19 protein-coding genes are annotated in these 19,847 nt (G+C 40.7%); 7 read left to right on the top strand and 12 right to left on the bottom strand.

What is annotated here, in order from left to right; all coding sequences use genetic code 11:
* Positions 1–306 precede the first annotated feature (306 nt).
* Entirely contained in the window at positions 307–1,311 is a 1,005-nt protein-coding gene (locus V7K62_RS11965; protein ID WP_334864145.1) for a phosphoribulokinase, read from the top strand.
* 261 nt (positions 1,312–1,572) lie between these two features.
* On the top strand, positions 1,573–2,847 hold the full coding sequence (metK, locus tag V7K62_RS11960) for a methionine adenosyltransferase (RefSeq protein WP_334864144.1): 1,275 nt from the start codon (positions 1,573–1,575) through the stop codon (positions 2,845–2,847).
* Positions 2,848–3,058: 211 nt separating this feature from the next.
* Here metK and V7K62_RS11955 read toward each other — a convergent pair whose 3' ends face one another.
* The 4 genes from V7K62_RS11955 to V7K62_RS11940 form a co-directional block, all read right to left on the bottom strand.
* A complete protein-coding gene (locus V7K62_RS11955) occupies positions 3,059–4,243 on the bottom strand; it encodes an anion transporter (RefSeq protein WP_334864143.1) in 1,185 nt (394 codons plus the stop codon).
* Positions 4,244–4,420: 177 nt separating this feature from the next.
* Positions 4,421–4,582, bottom strand: a complete 162-nt coding sequence (locus V7K62_RS11950) for a hypothetical protein (RefSeq protein WP_334864141.1) — start codon at positions 4,580–4,582, stop codon at positions 4,421–4,423.
* Between the two features lie 366 nt (positions 4,583–4,948).
* The gene (locus V7K62_RS11945) at positions 4,949–5,404 is read right to left on the bottom strand and encodes a pentapeptide repeat-containing protein (protein ID WP_094353507.1); all 456 of its coding nucleotides are present in this window, start codon (positions 5,402–5,404) and stop codon (positions 4,949–4,951) included.
* Positions 5,405–5,715: 311 nt separating this feature from the next.
* Positions 5,716–6,579 carry an alpha/beta fold hydrolase gene (locus V7K62_RS11940; RefSeq protein WP_334864140.1) on the bottom strand — a complete coding sequence of 288 codons (864 nt, stop codon included), beginning with the start codon at positions 6,577–6,579 and terminating at the stop codon, positions 5,716–5,718.
* Positions 6,580–6,787: 208 nt separating this feature from the next.
* Between V7K62_RS11940 and V7K62_RS11935 the strand changes: the two genes are divergently transcribed.
* Both V7K62_RS11935 and V7K62_RS11930 read left to right on the top strand, forming a co-directional pair.
* Complete coding sequence (locus tag V7K62_RS11935; RefSeq protein WP_334864139.1) at positions 6,788–7,942, top strand: glycoside hydrolase family 10 protein; 1,155 nt, start codon at positions 6,788–6,790, stop codon at positions 7,940–7,942.
* Positions 7,943–7,948: 6 nt separating this feature from the next.
* Positions 7,949–8,383 carry a DUF2358 domain-containing protein gene (locus V7K62_RS11930; RefSeq protein ID WP_442937260.1) on the top strand — a complete coding sequence of 145 codons (435 nt, stop codon included), beginning with the start codon at positions 7,949–7,951 and terminating at the stop codon, positions 8,381–8,383.
* 244 nt (positions 8,384–8,627) lie between these two features.
* Here the strand turns inward: V7K62_RS11930 and V7K62_RS11925 are convergent, their stop codons facing one another.
* Together V7K62_RS11925 and V7K62_RS11920 are read right to left on the bottom strand one after the other, a co-directional pair.
* Positions 8,628–9,281: a hypothetical protein gene (locus tag V7K62_RS11925; RefSeq protein ID WP_334864137.1), complete on the bottom strand. Its 654-nt coding sequence runs from the start codon at positions 9,279–9,281 to the stop codon at positions 8,628–8,630.
* Between the two features lie 827 nt (positions 9,282–10,108).
* Positions 10,109–10,255: a hypothetical protein gene (locus V7K62_RS11920; RefSeq protein ID WP_334864136.1), complete on the bottom strand. Its 147-nt coding sequence runs from the start codon at positions 10,253–10,255 to the stop codon at positions 10,109–10,111.
* A gap of 157 nt (positions 10,256–10,412) precedes the next feature.
* Here V7K62_RS11920 and V7K62_RS11915 point away from each other — a divergent pair, with 157 nt between their 5' ends.
* Both V7K62_RS11915 and V7K62_RS11910 read left to right on the top strand, forming a co-directional pair.
* The gene (locus V7K62_RS11915; RefSeq protein ID WP_334864135.1) at positions 10,413–11,249 is read left to right on the top strand and encodes a sulfite exporter TauE/SafE family protein; all 837 of its coding nucleotides are present in this window, start codon (positions 10,413–10,415) and stop codon (positions 11,247–11,249) included.
* 1 nt (position 11,250) lies between these two features.
* Positions 11,251–11,808, top strand: coding sequence for a DUF1634 domain-containing protein (locus V7K62_RS11910; RefSeq protein WP_334864134.1), 558 nt, complete (start codon positions 11,251–11,253; stop codon positions 11,806–11,808).
* A 90-nt stretch (positions 11,809–11,898) separates the two neighbouring features.
* Here the strand turns inward: V7K62_RS11910 and V7K62_RS11905 are convergent, their stop codons facing one another.
* Positions 11,899–12,171, bottom strand: a complete 273-nt coding sequence (locus tag V7K62_RS11905) for a hypothetical protein (RefSeq protein WP_334864133.1) — start codon at positions 12,169–12,171, stop codon at positions 11,899–11,901.
* A gap of 679 nt (positions 12,172–12,850) precedes the next feature.
* Between V7K62_RS11905 and V7K62_RS11900 the strand changes: the two genes are divergently transcribed.
* Positions 12,851–13,312 carry a hypothetical protein gene (locus tag V7K62_RS11900; RefSeq protein ID WP_334864132.1) on the top strand — a complete coding sequence of 154 codons (462 nt, stop codon included), beginning with the start codon at positions 12,851–12,853 and terminating at the stop codon, positions 13,310–13,312.
* Between the two features lie 98 nt (positions 13,313–13,410).
* On the opposite strand, the gene V7K62_RS11895 is transcribed toward V7K62_RS11900, so the two are convergent.
* The 5 genes from V7K62_RS11895 to V7K62_RS11875 all read right to left on the bottom strand — a co-directional run bounded on the left by V7K62_RS11895 (position 13,411) and on the right by V7K62_RS11875 (position 19,470).
* A complete protein-coding gene (locus V7K62_RS11895; RefSeq protein WP_334864131.1) occupies positions 13,411–14,220 on the bottom strand; it encodes a prohibitin family protein in 810 nt (269 codons plus the stop codon).
* Positions 14,221–14,313: 93 nt separating this feature from the next.
* Complete coding sequence (locus V7K62_RS11890; protein ID WP_334864130.1) at positions 14,314–16,209, bottom strand: beta strand repeat-containing protein; 1,896 nt, start codon at positions 16,207–16,209, stop codon at positions 14,314–14,316.
* Between the two features lie 12 nt (positions 16,210–16,221).
* A complete protein-coding gene (locus tag V7K62_RS11885) occupies positions 16,222–16,368 on the bottom strand; it encodes a hypothetical protein (RefSeq protein WP_334864129.1) in 147 nt (48 codons plus the stop codon).
* Positions 16,369–16,611: 243 nt separating this feature from the next.
* Positions 16,612–17,499 carry a hypothetical protein gene (locus V7K62_RS11880; RefSeq protein ID WP_334864128.1) on the bottom strand — a complete coding sequence of 296 codons (888 nt, stop codon included), beginning with the start codon at positions 17,497–17,499 and terminating at the stop codon, positions 16,612–16,614.
* Positions 17,500–17,598: 99 nt separating this feature from the next.
* On the bottom strand, positions 17,599–19,470 hold the full coding sequence (locus V7K62_RS11875; protein WP_442937267.1) for a two-partner secretion domain-containing protein: 1,872 nt from the start codon (positions 19,468–19,470) through the stop codon (positions 17,599–17,601).
* Positions 19,471–19,847: the final 377 nt, after the last annotated feature.

The following is a 19,847-nucleotide window of genomic DNA, read 5'->3' as shown; positions in this document are numbered from 1 at the left end:
ATTAACAACTAAATCAACAAAAAAATGATTGATGAACCAGGCTAATTCTTCTTGACAGCAATCTTGTATGGGATACCCCCCTTCTGTTAAAATCAAATATACCACTAGGATTAAATACTTACCGGCACCAACATTCAGGCTAGTCCGACGAGTAGCAACTTAATTACTTTGTTGCCTACCCGCTTGGTGTCTTATAGATGTGCTAGGTAGCAAGAACGCAGGATAAACCAAAGGGGTAAACTCCTGGCTTCAGAATCTGCTGTGTGAAAAATTATTGACACAACTTTAGTATTTTAGAGGAGATTTATGACAAGTAAGCCGGAACGCGTGGTACTGATTGGAGTAGCCGGAGACTCTGGGTGCGGGAAATCTACGTTTTTGCGTCGTTTGATAGATTTGTTTGGTGAAGATTTAATGACAGTCATCTGCTTGGATGACTATCACTCTCTGGATCGTAAACAGCGTAAAGAAACTGGGATAACGGCACTAGACCCCAGGGCGAACAATTTTGACCTAATGTATGAGCAAATTAAAGCGCTCAAAAGTGGTCAAGCGATTGATAAGCCGATTTACAACCACGAAACCGGCTTGATTGATCCGCCAGAGCGGGTAGAGCCGAATCACATTATAGTTGTTGAAGGGCTGCATCCTTTATATGATGAGCGGGTGCGATCGCTAATCGACTTCAGTGTTTATTTTGACATTAGCGATGAGGTCAAAATTGCCTGGAAAATCCAGCGAGATATGGCTGAACGGGGTCATCGCTACGAAGATGTCTTGGCGCAAATCAATTCCCGCAAACCTGACTTTGATAAGTTTATCGAACCACAAAGAGAATTTGCTGATGTGGTTCTCCAGGTATTGCCCACAAACTTGATCAAAAACGACACCGAGCGCAGAGTCTTAAGGGTACGTATGCTCCAACGGGAAGGTAAGGAAGGCTTTGAGCCAACCTACCTGTTTGATGAAGGCTCAACAATTAATTGGACTCCCTGTGGACGCAAGCTGACCTGTTCTTACCCTGGTATGCAACTCTACTACGGTTCAGATGTTTACTACGGCCGCTATGTCTCAGTACTAGAGGTGGATGGTCAATTTGACAACTTGGAAGAAGTAATTTATATCGAAACCCATCTCAGCAATACATCCACTAAATATCAGGGTGAATTGACTCATTTGTTACTCCAGCACCGTGAGTATCCAGGTTCCAATAATGGTACTGGTTTCTTCCAAGTGCTTACAGGTTTGAAAATGCGTGCTGCCTATGAGCGGTTGACTGCTACAGAAGCAAAGTTAGCGGTTCAGGTTTAAAGCAGCAGTGTTTGTGTCAAAGCTTGTGGGGACGCTTCCGGGTGTCCCCTTTTTTTGTATCGTTAAATACATTTTAACCAGAAAATAATCAGCATACATTTATCTTACTTACGGATATTTACCTGATAGTTAGTGGTTTTTATCAATATCAAAAAGATACTAACGACTGAAGTATAAATATTGTTATGATTTCATAAATTAGTAGTTGAACTAAATACCCACATTTAGTCAACGAAAAAACTCTCGATGGAGGAATTTCCTTTGTCTCGTCGATATCTATTTACCTCTGAGTCAGTTACCGAAGGTCATCCAGATAAAATCTGCGATCAGATTTCTGATACCATTCTGGATGCCTTACTGACACAAGACCCTAGCAGTCGTGTCGCCGCTGAAGTAGTAGTTAATACTGGTTTGGTGCTAATCACTGGTGAAATAACCACCAAAGCCAATGTAAATTTCGTCAATCTCGCCCGGAAAAAAATTGCCGAAATTGGCTATACCAATGCCGACAATGGCTTTTCTGCTAACAGCACCAGCGTTCTGCTGGCTATAGACGAACAATCACCCGATATTGCCCAAGGCGTTAACACCGCCCAAGAAACCCGCGAACAAGATAGTGACGAACAATTTGACAAAATTGGTGCGGGCGATCAAGGTATAATGTTCGGTTTTGCCAGCAACGAAACACCAGAACTGATGCCCCTACCCATCAGTCTTGCCCACCGCATTGCTCGCCGATTGGCAGCAGTCCGCAAAACAGGTGAATTGTCATACCTGCGTCCTGACGGTAAAACCCAAGTAACTGTGGTCTACGAAGATGGACGCCCCGTAGGTATTGATACGATTCTGATTTCCACCCAGCATACAGCCACTATTGGGGAAATCACGGATGAAGCGGCTGTACAAGCCAAAATTAAACAAGACCTCTGGTCAGCAGTGGTCGAACCTGTTTTTGGCGACATTGACGTTAAGCCTAATCAGGAAACACGTTTTTTAGTCAACCCCACTGGCAAATTTGTCATTGGCGGCCCTCAAGGAGATTCTGGTCTGACAGGACGGAAAATAATCGTTGACACCTATGGTGGTTATTCACGACATGGTGGCGGCGCTTTTTCTGGCAAAGACCCCACGAAGGTAGACCGTTCTGCTGCTTATGCGGCTCGCTATGTGGCGAAAAATATTGTCGCTGCCGGGTTAGCAGACAAAGTTGAAATCCAGTTATCTTATGCTATTGGTGTAGCACGACCAACAAGTATCCTAGTGGATACCTTTGGCACTGGCAAAGTGGATGAAGAAACCTTACTGGAATTAATTAACAAGCACTTTGAACTCCGTCCAGCAGGGATTATCCATACCTTCAACTTACGCAACTTACCAAGTGAACGAGGCGGACGTTTTTATCAGGACGTCGCGGCTTACGGTCATTTTGGGCGGGCTGATTTAGACTTGCCTTGGGAACAGACCGATAAAGCCGAATTGTTGAAGCAAGCAGTAAAGGAGTCACTTTCGGCAGCAGTTGCTCAGGCACTGACTTAGACTTCTACGCTACTGTAAAAACTTAGTTTATCTATGTGAGGGTATTGGTAACTTTTCAAGTTATCAATACCCTCATTTTTTAGTAACCACCTGAATATCGAACTCGGAACCCCAAAGAGCCAATAACGCCGCGACCCTTAAAACATGGAAGTTGCACTTTTTAGCCTGAAACTTTGAGTTTGATTGTTGACAAATGACCAATGACCAATGACTAAATCCAAAAATAAGCCAGGATGAGAGTCAGGACAGTTAGCGGTAGACCAAAACGTAGATGTTCCCAGAATGACAATTGATAACCAAGTTTTGCAACAGCCTCAGCAACAATTAAATTAGCAACTGAACCTAACAAAGTTAGATTACCTGCTAAGGTAGATCCTGCTGCTAATAGTAACCAGGTTTTTGTGTCTGGATGAGGAAGTAAATGTTGTAGTAACAATACTGCTGGAACATTAGAAACTAAATTTGAAAGCAGAGCAGTAATTCCTAATATGTTCAGGGGAGTATAAACTAAACCGCTAAATAAATTCAATATTCCTAATTTTTCTACTCCAGCGGTAACAATAAACAGTCCAGAAAACATCACCAGTAAATCCCAATCTACTTTATTTAAAACTCGTTGCGGTTTGATTCGCCTAGTAATGAACAGTAAAGCAGCAGCTACAAGTGTTGCTTGGGCTGGAGGTATCCCAATTAAAAATGCAATTAATAATCCTCCAGTTATCAATAGGCTTTTAGTAAGTAACGGTTTAAATATGCGGTAACGCACGGGGGTTACACTCGGACAAGACTTAGTAGAACGGACATCAGGATAAAGCCACCACAATAACGCAATTTGGATCAACAAACTTACTAATGCAATGGGAGTCAATGCTTTCGCAAAATCAAGATAGCTGATACCAGAGAAGGAACCAATCAAAATATTTTGCGGATTGCCACTTAAGGTAGCTACTGAACCCAGATTAGTTGCTCCCGCCAAGGCAAGCAAGTAAGGAATCGGATTGAGGTTCAAAGTTTGGGTTAAACCGAGAACCAAAGGAGTAAAAATTAGAGCGATGGTATCGTTCAGAAAAAAAGCAGAGAGAATTCCACTGCCGAAAGTTAAAACAATTAGCAAACCCAAAGGGCTGCGGGTAAAGTGTGTAACTGTATCAAGGGTTAATTGGAAAAAACCAGCGTAAGCTAAGTTTGTGCTGATTACCATCATGCCAAACAGGAAAATCAGCGTTTTATAGTCTATCGCTTGCCATGCTTCTTTGAGGTCTAATACCCCGAATGCCATCAGCAAAGATGCACCAACTAAAGCAATACTGGCTCGGTTCATCCGCAAACCAGGGAGATATCCTAAACCCAAACCTATATAAGTCAGACCAATGATGATGTATCTGAAAACAATCATGATTTCGCTAGATTCTTTTGATGTGATGCCTTTGACTCTAGACAATTAGGGAGAGAGGGCAAAAAACTGCTAAAGCCACAACTGCGTAGGCATAGCCCGCCGCAGGCATCGCTGCTAGAATCAAAACACCAACATTGTAACCAGCACTTTTAACCACAAACCCAGCCAAGACGTTGCTTAAACCCGCACCAAGACGAGTATCCCTTGAGTAACATTAAAGCGTCCTGTACCTTTAGTCAAATCAGCTACCATCAACACGGAAAGCACACCAAAAATCCTGCCTCCAACACCATCGCGCACATCTGCCACAAAGACATTCAAGTAATCAAGCGATCGCATCGCAAACTCTTCTCACTCGGTCTTCGCTGTTTTTGTATAAGTCTTTAGTGATATTTTGTCAGCTATGGAGAGGTAACAATACTCTTATGCAAAAATCGTGCCAAATCTACTGAGAGAGAACCGCTATATTTTCACAACTAATGTAGAGACGTTGCACTGCAACGTCTCTACAGAACGCTATTGCCATAAGAAACCCCCTCTGCTTTTGTCATAGTAAAGTGATTACAACGCAGAGGGGTTTCATTTATCTTAATATTTTTGTAGAGGCAGGTTTTAAGGATAATTCTGGCAAAAAACTAGTTTATTTGATTTAAAACCCGCCAAAACCTATGTTGTATTGATTTTAAGCTGTGTACTCAGTTGGGCCTATTTCCAATCGGGAATCTCGGCATCTTCTCCACCAATCCCGATTCCAGTGTTAAATATTTCCGCATCAGTAAGATTTAGATCGTTCATTGATGCTTGATACACATTAGAATCGTGAATCGTAGCACGAGTAAAATTTACTCCGTTGAGATTGACTTGCTTCAAATTCACATTGGTTACATAAGCAGATGTTAGGTTAGCACCTGCCAAGTTTGCACCAGTTAAGTCAGCACCTTCGAGGTTAGCTCCTACAAGGTTAGCTCCTTGGAGCTTCGAGCCTCTCAAGTCAGCACCAATTAAATGAGCGCCACTGAGGTTAGCTCCTGATAGTTCGCACTTAACACATTCCCCAGTTGAAAGCAGCTTTTGTAAATCCTGTGGATTCTCGGCTCTAACCGAGCTAGCGAAAAATAGGGGTGTTGCTAAGGCCATGGCCGCTAATAGCTGGAGTTTCATAATTTTCCCCCTTAATAATCGAGTTGCGTCCGTTCTGTCCCTCACAGCTCTATTATCTCACTAAACTTCGTGAGGTCAATGTATCTTGTGACAATCTATCTTTTGACAAGTTAGTTGTGATCTGAAACACAGATAAAAGTGATGTCAAAAATGCCATTAATTCCGAATTTTTGGCGATTTTTACCGAATAATTCCTCAAAAAGGCCCACTGTTAAATCACTATTAAATCTTTTTAAAAGTAAAAGCTGGCGCTATTCGCTATAGCTGGTTTGATGAGTATTTATACTTGATTTATCAATTGATAGTTTAGCTTAAGTCCTGAGAAATTCTTGCATATACTGATTAACCAATTCCGGCTGTTCTTGCTGCACCCAATGGCCACAATTAGGAATGTACTTAATTTGAAAATCCCTGACGTATGCTGCGGTGTCGTAGGTTAGTTCTTTGCCAAGTGCAGTGTCATTTTCTCCCCAAATCATCAGTGTTGGCACTTCCAGAACGCCCCAGTTTGGATTTAGCATTCTCTGTTGAAAAATGTTGCGGTAATAGTTCAACATTGCTGTGAGGGCACCGCGTTTTGCAGCAGCATCTTTGTACGCGTCAATATCCGCTTTAGTGAAAGCACTCTTGTTAACTGCTGTACCTTTAAAAATTGTTTCAATTGCTTGGTAGTCTGAAGATTGTAAGAATAATTCTGGCATCCAGGGTAGTTGAAAGAGGAAGATGTAGTAACTACGCTGCAACTGTTGAGGAGTGCGTAAGCCTTGGGCAAATTTGGCAGGATGAGGCAGGTTAAGAATAATTAATCGCTCTACCATTTCGGGATAAGCATAAGCAAAAGCCCAAGCGATCGCACCACCCCAATCATGTCCAACTAATACACATTTTTGGTATCCTAACGCTTTAATTACTCCCTCAACATCTTTGATAAATTCATCCATGACATAAGCTGATTGCTCCTGTGGTTTATCACTATCGTTGTAGCCACGCAAGTCAATGGCAACTACTTTAAAATCTTGGGCAAATTCTGGTATTTGATGCCGCCAAGAGTACCAAAATTCAGGAAACCCATGCAACATCAACATTAACGGGCCTTCACCTTGGGTAACGTAGTGTAGTTTTACCCCATTGGTAGTTATATATTCGTGTTTCCAAGAACTTCCTATTATAGACATAATTAATCTAAAATTAGCATTAGAAAACACTAAGTATAATATTATTTTGAGCAACCTCACATCTATTAAAAGACAGTATTCCAATAGTTATTTATGAGAACATTATTAGACAATTTGCCTTGGGATAGATGTGAATTGTAGGTAAATATTGGTAAAATGTCCAGTCAATGTTTAGATGGTGCAGTGCCGAGAATTTTAATTTATAGAAATGACAATAATAGAAACTCGTGGTATCTGGCTGACCACTACTGATAGTAAAGTTCTTAGATCGAAGGAAGGCATTGCCGAGGCGATGGATTTCCTGGCCGAGACAGGATTTAATGTGGTGTTTCCCGTTGTTTGGAATAAGGCAGTAACTTTATATCCTAGTCAAACAATGCGGCAGACTTTTGGCGTCGAAATTGATCCTATGTCTGTAGGCCGCGACCCTTTAGAAGAAGTGGTGATTGAAGCGCGGCGAGTTGGGTTGAAAGTTATTCCTTGGTTTGAATACGGTTTTGCCAGTTCCTACAATTTGAATGGTGGTGTACTTTTACAGAAAAAACCGGAATGGGCTGCGCGTGATTGTAATGGTAACTTACTGAAGAAAAACGGCTTTGAGTGGTTGAATGCACTCGACCCACAGGTGCAGGAATTTTTATTGAACTTGGTGCTGGAAGTTGCGAATAATTACGATGTTGATGGTGTTCAAGGTGACGATCGCTTGCCAGCATTACCCTCTGAAGGTGGCTATGATCAGGGTACTGTTACCCGCTATCGCCAGGAATTTGATCGCAATCCGCCACAGAACCCCAAAGATAGGCAATGGTTACAGTGGCGTGCAGATATTCTCACTGAGTTTTTGGCGCGTCTTTACCGGGAGGTGAAAGGGGTGAATCCTAATTTATTAGTTGCGATCGCACCTAATATTTATGATTGGGCATTCCAGGAATATCTGCAAGACTCCCCCGCATGGCTGAAGCGGGGAATAGTTGATATGATTCAGCCGCAGATTTATCGCCGTGACTTTAGGAGTTATTCTGCGATCGCTGATAAAATGGTAAACCAGCAGTTTACAGATGCGACACTGCCCAAGTTAGCACCGGGAATCCTGATGAAGCTTGGCTCTTACTGTATTAGTCCAGAATATCTGGTACAGGCAATTGAATACAATCGTCAACTTGGCATTCAAGGAGAGGTATTCTTTTTTTACGAAGGTTTGCGCGAGAATAACAATACCCTAGCTAAAGTTTTGCGAAATGGGCCTTATGCTAAGTCTGCATCATTTCCCACTCTGTCAGATTTGAGTGCGGGTGGTGTGGGTAACAAGAGGACATCTTCTATTTGGCCAGGAGTGAAAAATTTGTTAAAAAAGATTTTTTAAGGGAAAATGCGCGTGGAATTTAAATTGCCAGTGGAACGGGTAATTAAGACTTTAAAAGAAGATTTGCCGACACTTTTTGAAAAAGATATTTCATATCAAATTTATACACAGGATATCTATTTTAAAGACCCGGTGAATACATTCAAATACAAATTTAACTATCGCATTATCTTTTGGACTTTACGATTTCACGCTCGGCTATTTTTTACCCAAATTTACTTTGATGTGCATGAGGTTTATCAGTCAGCCGAAGACACGATTTTAGCAAAGTGGACGGTGCGGGGAGTGTTGCGCGTTCCCTGGAAAGCAGGGTTACTTTTTAATGGCTATTCAACGTATAAACTCAATCAAGATAATTTGATATACGAGCATATCGACACCTGGGATAGAAAGCCAGGAGAGATTTTACGGCAGTTTTGGCAAAGGGAAGGAGATAGCTGATTAGCTATTATATGATTAACAGACTAGTAGGGTGCGTTACGGACTTTGTCCAAACACACTCTACTACTCTATGAACAGTGCTGAGTTCCACTAGCGGTAGCGGGGCTTTAGCCTGTGCCTCCTAATAAGAATGACGTACAGCTTAACCTAACTCCGATAAAGCTGTGCTTTATCTGCCCTCTCATTGAGTTCGGAGAGAAGTTTCGATATGTACTTCATGTATCTGGGAACCGCTACATCTCTTCTATGCTTTCTTGGTAGGTGCATTGATCGCTCGTCCATCTACAATGTCTTGCGATACGTTGGGGATAAACCAATTCACTTCACCGCTTTTCAATATTTTAGTACCAGCTTGATTGAATTCAATCACCCCAGTATCTGGATTTGTCTTCAAAACTAAGTTAGTTCCATTTGGAACCTTAATCACAAAGCCACCCGCCAATTCTTGCCCTTGTTTATCTCTTCCCAAAGTCATGGCTGTAGCGTCATTTGGTAGATAAACTCCCTTGCAATTCCATCTATCTTTAGTTGTCTGGCCATTACCCAGAAAATACAGTGCAGCGCCCTCGGAATATTCATCATCGTCAATATCTGGTTCTGGCCCATAGATAGCTAGAGTCTTGCCTGTTTGATTACTACACTGACCCCAATCGATTCCTGACTCAAAAGCATATTTTTGCAACTCTAACTCGTTGATTTTCTGGTCGATTTGCTCTGGTGTATAGCCCTCTAATTGAGTTTGTGTTTTTTCCGCCATTTTCAAATTATTCACTTGTTGAGTCAGTGTTATATAATCAGGATTTTTGCTATATTTCGGGCGATCTGCTAATGAAGGTTGAGCAAATACTAAACTTGCGAGTAATACAACCACTATCAAAATGTATCTGAAGCTTTTCATATTTTTTTTGTCCCAATATTTTACAAATTGCAGCTAATAGCTATTTAAACAGTATTGTCAACATTCTAACTAATGTTAAATATTGAACTTTTGTAAAAAATGCTTGCGGTAATACTTCGACTTTCTTTTGAGCATTCATTTAAGTTTTAGCGTACCATTTTAACTGCCTTTTGGAAATATTACCTTTAGGAGATTTAATTTAATACATTTAGCTTTTAAGTAACAGTGTCGCATCAAATTGTCTTTATATATTAGACATCTGAGTGACAATGACGTAGACACAATACCTTCTCCTAACGGAGATGCTACGCATAGCTTGCTTCCACTAAGTTGTACGGTAAGCCTTCGGTTATATGAATTCTGCCTACCAAGGATTTTGGACAACGCATAATTAGTTTATGAATCAGTCTATTTGCATTCAGATTGTATTTGAATAATTGCTAAATATTTAGGTGTATTAGTTTTAACTCTCTATACAGTATTTATAATGATACTCATTCATAAAAATGAATTTGAAGTGCTTCCATATATTTAATTTATTAATGCAAGTTTATCTTTGTGAATAAAAAGGAAGATCAGATTTTTAGCAATACTTGATTCTGGGAAATACATCGGTTAGTATTAAATATATCTTGAGAAATACAACCAAAGATAGATGTATTAACTTAGAGATATATCGATATCTGTCAGTAGAAGTCACAGACTGGTAAAGAGAAAATTTTAATCAAAAACTAACCCATCATTCCCTATATCTCTATCGATATATGTCCCATTGCACACATCAAAACTTGCTCAATAAAAAAAGAAAAATCATCCCATCAAAGTATTTATGCTTGAAAACCACATTGTCTTTCTTTCTCGGAAATACTGGCGCCATCTTTTCCTGTAATTGCACCTACGACAATACCAGCATCTAGTATTGATTTAATCTTTGCACTTTCAGGAAACTTAATCAGACTGAAGTTAGAATTCATCCCGGCTTCTGGCTCCTAAATACCCTTTTACGTGGGTATTGCACGCGATCATGAACAGCTATATCTGTAGTCAGTAGTAAAATTCTCAATTAAGTTTTAAATAATACAAAAAATATCCTGGCATCTTGATATACATGTAAAAAAAGAGGAATTAAATTTGACTATTTTAGAATTTTCATTATTAATTTGGATTGGATCATTTAGCGCTGGTTTATTAGGGGCGCTAACTGGATTAGGGGGTGGAGTAGTAATTGTTCCCTTATTAACTTCAGTATTTGGCGTTGATATTCGATACGCTGTTGGTGCTTCACTGGTATCTGTAATCGCCACTTCTTTGGGTGCAGCATCTACCTATATTAAAAAAGGCTATACCAATTTGCGATTGGGAATGTTTTTAGAAGTAGCGACAACCATTGGTGCGATCGCAGGAGCAATGATCGCGACTTTTGTCTCTGTGAAAGCGTTAACTATCGTGCTAGCGATCGTCCTCATTTATTCAGCATACCTTTCACAACGACCCAGAATAGAACACGCTGAAGATGAAGCAGCAGATCCGATAGCAAATTATCTAAAACTGCATAGCAGTTATCCAACTCCTGATGGAGTGATGTCTTACCAAGTTCATTCAGTACCAATGGGGTTTGGTGTGATGTTAATAGCTGGGGTGCTTTCTGGGTTGCTTGGTATTGGTTCTGGGGGATTCAAGGTATTGGCGATGGATCAAGTCATGCGTCTACCCTTCAAAGTTTCTACCACCACTAGCAATTTTATGATCGGCGTGACAGCAGCAGCATCAACCGGAGTTTACTTAGCACGAGGCTACATCGATCCGGGATTATCCATGCCGGTGATGTTGGGGGTATTACCTGGTGCTTTCTTGGGCGCACGAGTCCTTACAGGCGCTAAAACGCAGATTTTGAGAATTATTTTCAGTGTTGTGCTGGTGGTAATGGCTTTGAAGATGGTCTACAACAGTTTAATAGGGGGGCTGTAAAATGTATAAATTTAATAGTAGCTTTTATTGGGCATTACTGGCACAGCCAGATAGTGAAGTGGTTACACTAACCTTACCGCAGGAAAATCCAGACTCTAATATCAAACAATTAAAAGAGCAGCGCACTGGCACAGTAGCACAATCGCCTAATGAATGTGAAATTGATGCTAACAATAACGCCACAAAAACATCAAGTGAGCAGCAATTAGAATATTTGCTCAGTAACCTGATGAAATATGGTGTTTTGATAGCTAGTGCTGTGGTTTTGCTGGGGGGTATACTCTACTTGATTCATCACGGTAATGAACCTGCGGAATATCACTTTTTTCGGGGAGAACCATCGGAATTTCGATCACCAATAGGTGTAGTAAAAGCAGCTTTATCAGGTAGCGATCGCGGCATGATTCAACTCGGACTGTTACTACTAATCGCTACTCCAATTGTGCGCGTTTTTCTTTCCCTATTGACTTTTTTACTACAGCGAGAATTTATTTATGTGATTGTTACTTTATTAGTAATGGCTAGCCTTACTTACAGTCTTGTCGGAGCATATTATTAGTAGTATTTTCAAAGGTTAAGGGTAAAATCCACCTTTTACCCTTAACCTAAAATTATTGAGATGGGGTCAGAAATCAATTTTTTCCACTAATTACGAACCTTGCAAAAGCTCATTAATTGAACTTATACTCTGTTTTATTTGTTCTGTCAGAGAACTTCTCAATAAGTCCAGATTTACGGCTGAAAGATTGAGTAATCCCAAAGCATATAATAGGCTCGAAATACCAATAAATAGAGCCAAAAATCTCCCAAAACAACCGGGATTGATTTCAATAAAAGCTAATTTAGATTGCCCGATGACAGCAATCGTTATAAAAATAATTCCTGCTATTAGAAAGGTGCTATTTGGAGTTAAATCTGTCATTTTCCGATTAAGATGCCTCAGTAATTTTATTGTAGCTATTATTAGTTCAAATTTCTGCCGCTGCTATATGCAAAAATATAAAAGTTTTGCAACTCAACATCCACCTACCCCAACCTAATGAAGCTCTGGCTATTGCAGTATCGGTGTTGAAACTCATCGTGTGCTATCATTTAGAAGGACATATTTTGATTTTAAAACTTATTGAGTAACAAATAGCGCTGATGTGTCTCAATTGTGTATAAATTATTCTATTTTGCTCAGATATTCAAGGAAAAACCCAGATTCTGCAAGACGCGAACTAACTCATGTGTCTCTGCTAGAAATCAGATATTGTGAAGTTGCAGCTGATTTAAACCTCAATTTTGCTTTTTACTAAGTAGTCAGACAGAATTAGTTACACAATGTCATTGCCAATGGAGCGTTCGCCCTTGGCGTTCCCGCAGGGTAGCGGAATGAAGCAATCGCAAGGGCTGGGATTGCTTCTCTTCGAGACGTTCCGCGAACGCTTCGCTCCATTCGCAATGAATGTAAATATTTTTGTCCGACTAATTATTTTGCTGAGACTATGCAGTGGTAAAAATTTCAGCATCAAAAAGCCAAAATATCATCACTCGTGTACTAGACGTTGATTTAATTTATATATTAAACTACACTAAGACGAGAGGAATAGTGGGTTTTTATGGAAAACGTCCAAAACGTTAGTCAAGAGTTGAATGTAACAGGAGACACAGCACTAGAGCAATTACAACAGTCTACTCCAGAAGAGTTCAAAAAAGACATTTTCAAAAAACTCAGAGGTGGATTTTTTCTGGTACTGGGATATTTGTTGTCACCACTATGTTGGTGGAATGATCTACTATTCAATCTGCCAATAGCTTATGGTTTTGGGTATGCATGTAGTTTACTTTCTCCAAAATTACTTCTACCTTGTTCAATCATCGGATACTGGCTTTCTAATATTGTGGGAATTCTCTTGATGCAATTCGGTTCTAAGGACATTTTTCAAAAAGAACCTCAAGAACATAACCTCAAAAAAGAATTATTCACGGGTCTAATTTCTTCAACAGTTTATACCCTGTTGATTATGCTATTGATCCAGTTGAAGATTCTCGACTCTCCCATTTTATTCTCCAACAGCTAATTTAGTTTATCAGGTTTCTATAAAGGAATCGGTTGTAGGGGTGTACATCTGTGCGCCCCTACTATGTGGATGTAGCAGATATTTCGTGAAAAAGAAGATCAATTCTCGTCAAATTTTAAAAACTCACTTAAATTCAACAATTTTGGAGCCTCCTTACTTACAATTAATGGCAGCTTACCATTCCATTTTTCTATTGCTTGCCTTTGCAGAATTTCTGGAGTTAAACCATCACGTAATAATCTGTGGATCTCAGCCTCTCCTTTGGCTAAATTAACTTTTGCTTCAGCCTCTTTTGTTGCTTTCAGTGCGATAAACTCTGCTTGTTTTGCTTCTTGTTCAGCAATCTGCTTCGCCTCCACCGCCTCACCAAATCGTTCTGAAAAATGGACATGAACTAGAGAAATATCATCAACCGCAACGTGATAGCTACCCAGTCGTGTGGACAATGCATCATCTATTCCACTTTTCACTTCTCCTCGTTTAGTAATAATTTCTTCAGCAGTATACTTTGCCATTACTGCTTTTAGCACTTCTTCAACTGCTGGGTTAATAATCCGAATAACTACATTTTGTTCATCTCCAATTTCTTGAAAAATGACATTTGCTTCTTGAGGAATAATATGCCAATTGAGAGCTACATCAGCGAAAACATTTTGTAAATCTTTGGAAGAAGCCTCAGCAGAAATTTCCTGTTTTTGGACTCGAATACTCAATTTTTTCACAGTATTGACTACAGGAATAATTACGTGAAGCCCTTCTCCTAATATCTGGTTTTGTACTTCGCCAAATTTCATTAATACACCACGTTCTCCTGCATTTACAATCACACAAGGTGTGAGGAAGAGAGTTATCAAAAACAAAAGAGCAGTCAGTTTACCGGCACTGTTAAAAGTTGTAATTTTTATCATCTGTGTGAATCATGTATGCATCTTGCATAGAGACACATATTTAGGAGTTATGGGCTTCTTTCCGTCATGATTTTAGCTCGACTTTCTCCAAAATTAAGAACATTCTCGACTCAATAGCAACTGCCCATTATTCAGCCGATATACACCAGTAGGTTCGATAATCGGATCGCCTTTCTTCCAAGGACGGAATGTAGTTTCGACACCTCTCACCTCACCAGTTGTGTAGGTAGAAACCAAAACACCAGGACGATTAGTAGTCAAAGCACCAGAACCTGTGATGGTAAAAGAGTTATCTTGTCGCTTGGTGCCGCGTGAAATGCAACTATTGGCGATGAGTGCGTTGGTATCGATGACTGGGGATAATTCGGTGAAGCTGTTTTGAATGGAACTATTGTCAGGGGAATTAACCTCAACAGTTCCCGATAAACCGACTCCAGAAGTCGCTGTAATATAGTTGAAAACATCACTAGGTTGAGTACCAACAAATACGCCTTTGGCGTTGACTACAACTCGACCACCGCGAGAATTGTCTGAGTTAGCGCTGATGCGGCTATTTTCCAAAGCGATTAAGAATTTTGTTGTATATATATTGATATTGCCACCAAAGACATTTTCGCCTGTGGCATTGGTAGTAATGCTGCTACCATCACGAAGGGTTAAATTTTGGGTGTTGAGGTTGATGGTTGCTTGTTCTCGGTTGGGATCTTTATTTGGGCTACGGGTGTTAGCGTTGAGAGAAGCTTTGTTGTCTAGGTTGATGCGATCGGCGTTGATGGTCATAATACCTGCGTTACCTGTTCCTGTATTTGTTACAGAGACACTAGCCCGATCACGGAGAATTAACTGAGGGGTGTTAATGGTCAAGTCTCCTGCATTCCCAGTTGAGTTTAGATTAGCAGCAGCACCCAAGCCAGTAATAAACGGACTATCAGCAGACCTACCAATCACTTGCACGCTACGGGAAGCATTTACAGTTAGATTCCCTGCGTTTCCTTGACTCAATGTCGATGCACCAACCTGTGCCCCATCTTGCACGAGTAAATCTTGGGTTTTAATTGTCAAGTCACCTGCCTTCCCGGTTGAACCTTGGTTAGCAGAAGCACTCAAGGTACTTGAAAAACAACCATCAACAGAGATACCAGTTAGTTGCACCCGATTGGCAGCATTGATGTTCAAATTCCCTCCCTTACCAGCACCAGATGTAGCAGTGGTAACTAACGCCCCTCGCACAAGTAAATCTTGGGTTTTAATTGTCAAGTCACCCGCGTTCCCGGTTGAGCCAGAAGAAGCACTCAACTGACTAACAAAACCATTAATAGACGTACCAATCACTTCTACGCTACCATCACTATTGATGGTCAAATTTCCTCCTTTGCCTGCACCAAACGTAGAAGTGGTAACTAACGCCCCATCACTAATGCTTAAACGACCCGTATTAATAGTCATAGTTCCGACATCTTCAGACCCTAAAGTGCCAGCAGAGATAGTGCTAGGAGTATAAGTAGGTGAACGTCCTACAACCTCTACTGAGTCTTTGGCATTGACATTCAAATTACCTCCCTTACCTGCACCAAGCGTGCCAGCAGAAATAGATGCCCCACCTTGTACTAGTAAATTTTGGGTGTTAACCGTCAAATTACCTCCCTTGCCTGTACCAAATGTGCTAGCAGAAATAGATGCCCCACCTTGCACAAGTAAATTTTGGGTGTTAACTGTCAAATTACCTCCCTTGCCTGCACCAAACGTAGCTGCATCGACTTGCGCCCCATCTTGCAACAGTAAATCTTTAGTGGTAATCGTCAAATTACCCGCATCTCCAGTTTGACTACTTGCAGTGGTAATATCTCCACGATCAAGAACGCTCAGTAGTTCTGTATTAATAGTTAATGGCCCACTATTTCCAGCACCAATAACGCTGGTTCCTAGTCTACTTCCTGTAGTAAAATTTTCTCCAGTTTGTGGATTAATCAGCGTTGCTATGCCGCTCAAGCTAACGGAATCTCAAGCATTAACTAATAAATCGCCACTATTACCACTTCCTGACGATTGCGTACCAATGTTTCCACCGTTAGCAAGTGTAAGCGATCGCGTCTGAAGTTGGATGTTACCACCATTACCTTTACCAGTAGTGGAAGATGAAATGGACACGAAGCCATTTAAAGAAATCAAATCATCCGCGATAATTTGAATATTACCTGCCTTACCATCATCCAGATTTGTGGAAGTAATAAAGGTATTTGCACCACCGTCAATAGAAAGTTTTTTCGCACGAATTTCAATATCCCCACTTGATTCGCTATTAACTCCACCAAAACCGGATGCATCAGAATTACTAGTAATAGTATTCCCGTCAGAGAGCGAAATGGTATCCTCAGCTTTTAGAGTGATTTTTCAGCCTCGTCCTTGCCCTAAAGTACTAGAAGTTATAAACCCTTGGTTATTCAAGTTAATTGTTTGAGCCGTAACCGTAATATTTCCACTATTCCCCAGTCCCGCATTGCTGGTATTCACTACAGCGCCATTGGTCAAATAAACCGACCTCGCAGAGATTTGGATATCGCTACCATTGCCCACAGCCCCTGATTCTACATCGGCAAATATCCCACTATTTGTACCTGTAAAAGAAATGATGTCCTTAGCCTTGACAGACACGAGTCCCGCATTTCGCTGACCTCCAGAATAGAAACCTGCTTGCAATTGCGCCCCATCACTTAAGGAAACTGTTCTCGCTGAAATCTCAATATTACCAACATTACCCTTGGCTGGCTGTCCTTGAGGACTGCCAATATTGCTGGCAATCAAACTATTATTATTGGCGGATAAATTGTCTTGAGCCTGCATCAGTATATTACCTGCATTCCCCTGTCCCGCATTACTAGAGCTAATAATCGCTTGGTTGCTTAAGTTAATCGTTTGAGCATTAACCTTAATATCTCCAGCATTTCCATTTGAATCTGGTTTAGCAGAAGAATCTAAGCTACCACCAATTAATTGAACGCTACCAGATGCGTTGAATGTCAAATTGCCCCCATTGCCCTTACCAGATGTACTAGTACTAATAAATGCCCCATCGCGCACGAGTAAATCTTTTGTGGAAATTGTCAAGTTCCCACCATTTCCAGTCACACCTGGATAAACTTGAGCGGCCAAAGTACTTGGAGTATTGTTAAGTTCCACCGACTCAGTAGCATTTACAACTAATCCTCCACCATTATTTGCTCCCAATGTGCTAGCTTCTATTGCTGAACCATCACTCAACGTGACATGCTTACCAGTCACCTGCACCACTCGCGTCAACTGATGCTTTTTGGGTTAATTGAATATTGCCAAAATTTTGCACCCCACCATAACCTAACGAAAACCCTTTATCCGTGGGACTCAAACTAAGCAAACCTTTTTTTCAGTTGGCTTTGTCCGCGACTCGATACCGAAGATACCTCGCGAGTTAATTTCGACGTTTCCCCCATTAGCAATAGCACCAAAGTTTACGCCACTCTGAATTCTACTGCGTTGTTTGTCACTACTAATACCGTCTCTAACCAAAATGCGATCGCGAGCGTTAATAACTACATTACCTGCATTTCCTCGTCCACCAGTTATTGCTTGTATTACGCTGATATTAGTTAATGTTAGCGAGCCAGTATTAATGCGAATATCTCCACCTGCACCGTCACTCCCTTGTCTCACCTGATTTGCAATACCAGCCCTGTTATTTAAAGAAATTAGATTGCCTGCTGTCAGAAAAATATTGCCTGCATTTCCTGTAGTTCCTTGTGCAATGTTTAATATTCCGGCATCATCGAAAGAGATGCTATCTTTGGCTTCAATTTGCACATTGCCTGCATTTCCCCGTCCAAAGGTATTAACCTCCAGTAAAGCGTCATTCTTGGCGTATAGGTTTCCTGTACTAATGCGAACGTTGCCACCATTGCTATCTACTGCGAAACTATTTACCTGTGCATTACTATCTAAAGAAACTAAGTCACGAGCATCAAAAATAATATCTCCTGCGTTCCCCTTTGCAGCAGTAAAAGTATTTACCGCAGCATTATCAGTTATAAATAACGAACCTGTATTGAAGCTAATATTGCCTCCAATACCATCACCAGTATCTTGAATGCCGTTATTAACACGAACATTTTGACCTAAAGAAATGCGATCATCGCCTGCATTTATAACAATATCCCCAGCATTTCCTTTACCGTAAATACTATTGGATAGTCCAGCCCCATTTGTTGCAGAAAATGACGCTGTATTTATACGAATATTGCCACCATTGCCAGTTCCTTTAACTTCAGCAAAGATATCTGCACCCATATCTAAGGAAACGCGATCAGCTGCTTCTATTAGTAGATCGCCGCCATTACCTTGTCCAAAGGTAGTCGTCTTCAATTGTGCATTATCAGATAGAAATAGCGAAGCAGCAGTAATTCTAATATCTCCAGCATTACCTAAAGCACCAGTATCTACAACATTTGTAATCTGGCTTTCTTCTTTTACTCGCACTGTTCCTGTTGCATTGAGTATAATATCTCCAGCTTGAGTATCAGGTTTTGTTAGTAATCCTGCCAGGATACCTCCTCGAATCAGGCTGTCTCCCCTAACATCTAAATTACGAGCATAAATCGCAATATTACCACCACCGAAATCACCATTAGCGATCGCAAATATTTGTGCATTGTTTTGTAACACCACATCAGATCGTGGTACAGCTTCTGAAAAACCTAACTGTAATCCATTTCCATTGGAAATTAATTCTACGCTTCCACTACCCGATACACTTCCTATTTCAATGCTACCCCCTCTAACACCCATCTGTGTGCCATCAAGTATTACATTGCCTCCAACTAACAACAAGCTTTTACTTGGGGAAGCAAAAAGCCCCCCCCCATTTCCTAGTCTAGATTGACTAGCGATCGCCGCATTCTGATTAATCTGATTAAACAACAACGCCGAAGGATCAATAGTCAATAATGGCACGGCTTCGGGATTGATGGCACTAAAAACACCTTGATTGCCAAACTGTATCCCGTTTGCAGTTGTTCCCACAAACGAACCCTGCACATCTAAACTGGCATCTTTTCCAAGCACAATCCCATTAGGATTTATCAAAAACAAATTAGGATTAGAACTACCAAATGTGCCGAGTCTTCCCAAAATTTCTGAAGGGTTATTACCTGTAACCCTTGCCAAAATATTCTGGATATCTGCGCTAGGACTTAAGAAATATGCCCCCCGTTCCTCGCTGATATTAAATTCTCCAAAGCTGTGAAACAGATTGATTTGGCGAGTTACACCACCTGTAATAACTTCTCTCGGTTGTCCCTGAAAGTTGCCTATAACTTGAGAGGACTCAGCACCAAGTGTGTTATGTCAGGTACGATATTACTTTGCTGTGCTTGGGTTTTAACAGTGAAGATACTGACAATTAACCAGCCCAGCAAGCCTGCTAAGGGACTTCCAAAAAATAAATTAATCAACAAAAACCAAAAATATACGCTTAAACAATAATGATAATCATTTTAAGGGGGGAGAAAGATACCATAGGGAGTTACAGTTGTTTTTGGATTAAAATCATGGTCTTCAGTCTCGGTTAAAGCCCTGTTTCTACCACCCCTATCAAAAGG

Origin of the sequence: Nostoc sp., assembly GCF_036917935.1 — a bacterium.
In the GTDB taxonomy this organism is placed as follows: Bacteria; Cyanobacteriota; Cyanobacteriia; order Cyanobacteriales; family Nostocaceae; genus Nostoc.
This window is presented reverse-complemented; position numbering and strand designations above follow the sequence as displayed.

Excerpts from the sequence above, each read along its gene's own strand:
- V7K62_RS11965 (WP_334864145.1), top strand. The coding sequence starts at position 307 with ATGACAAGTAAGCCGGAACGCGTGGTACTGATTGGAGTAGCCGGAGAC.
- V7K62_RS11955 (WP_334864143.1), bottom strand. The coding sequence starts at position 4,243 with ATGATTGTTTTCAGATACATCATCATTGGTCTGACTTATATAGGTTTG.
- V7K62_RS11950 (WP_334864141.1), bottom strand. The coding sequence starts at position 4,582 with ATGCGATCGCTTGATTACTTGAATGTCTTTGTGGCAGATGTGCGCGAT.
- V7K62_RS11945 (WP_094353507.1), bottom strand. The coding sequence starts at position 5,404 with ATGAAACTCCAGCTATTAGCGGCCATGGCCTTAGCAACACCCCTATTT.
- V7K62_RS11940 (WP_334864140.1), bottom strand. The coding sequence starts at position 6,579 with ATGTCTATAATAGGAAGTTCTTGGAAACACGAATATATAACTACCAAT.
- V7K62_RS11935 (WP_334864139.1), top strand. The coding sequence starts at position 6,788 with ATGACAATAATAGAAACTCGTGGTATCTGGCTGACCACTACTGATAGT.
- V7K62_RS11930 (WP_442937260.1), top strand. The coding sequence starts at position 7,949 with ATGCGCGTGGAATTTAAATTGCCAGTGGAACGGGTAATTAAGACTTTA.
- V7K62_RS11925 (WP_334864137.1), bottom strand. The coding sequence starts at position 9,281 with ATGAAAAGCTTCAGATACATTTTGATAGTGGTTGTATTACTCGCAAGT.
- V7K62_RS11920 (WP_334864136.1), bottom strand. The coding sequence starts at position 10,255 with ATGAATTCTAACTTCAGTCTGATTAAGTTTCCTGAAAGTGCAAAGATT.
- V7K62_RS11910 (WP_334864134.1), top strand. The coding sequence starts at position 11,251 with ATGTATAAATTTAATAGTAGCTTTTATTGGGCATTACTGGCACAGCCA.
- V7K62_RS11905 (WP_334864133.1), bottom strand. The coding sequence starts at position 12,171 with ATGACAGATTTAACTCCAAATAGCACCTTTCTAATAGCAGGAATTATT.
- V7K62_RS11900 (WP_334864132.1), top strand. The coding sequence starts at position 12,851 with ATGGAAAACGTCCAAAACGTTAGTCAAGAGTTGAATGTAACAGGAGAC.
- V7K62_RS11895 (WP_334864131.1), bottom strand. The coding sequence starts at position 14,220 with ATGATAAAAATTACAACTTTTAACAGTGCCGGTAAACTGACTGCTCTT.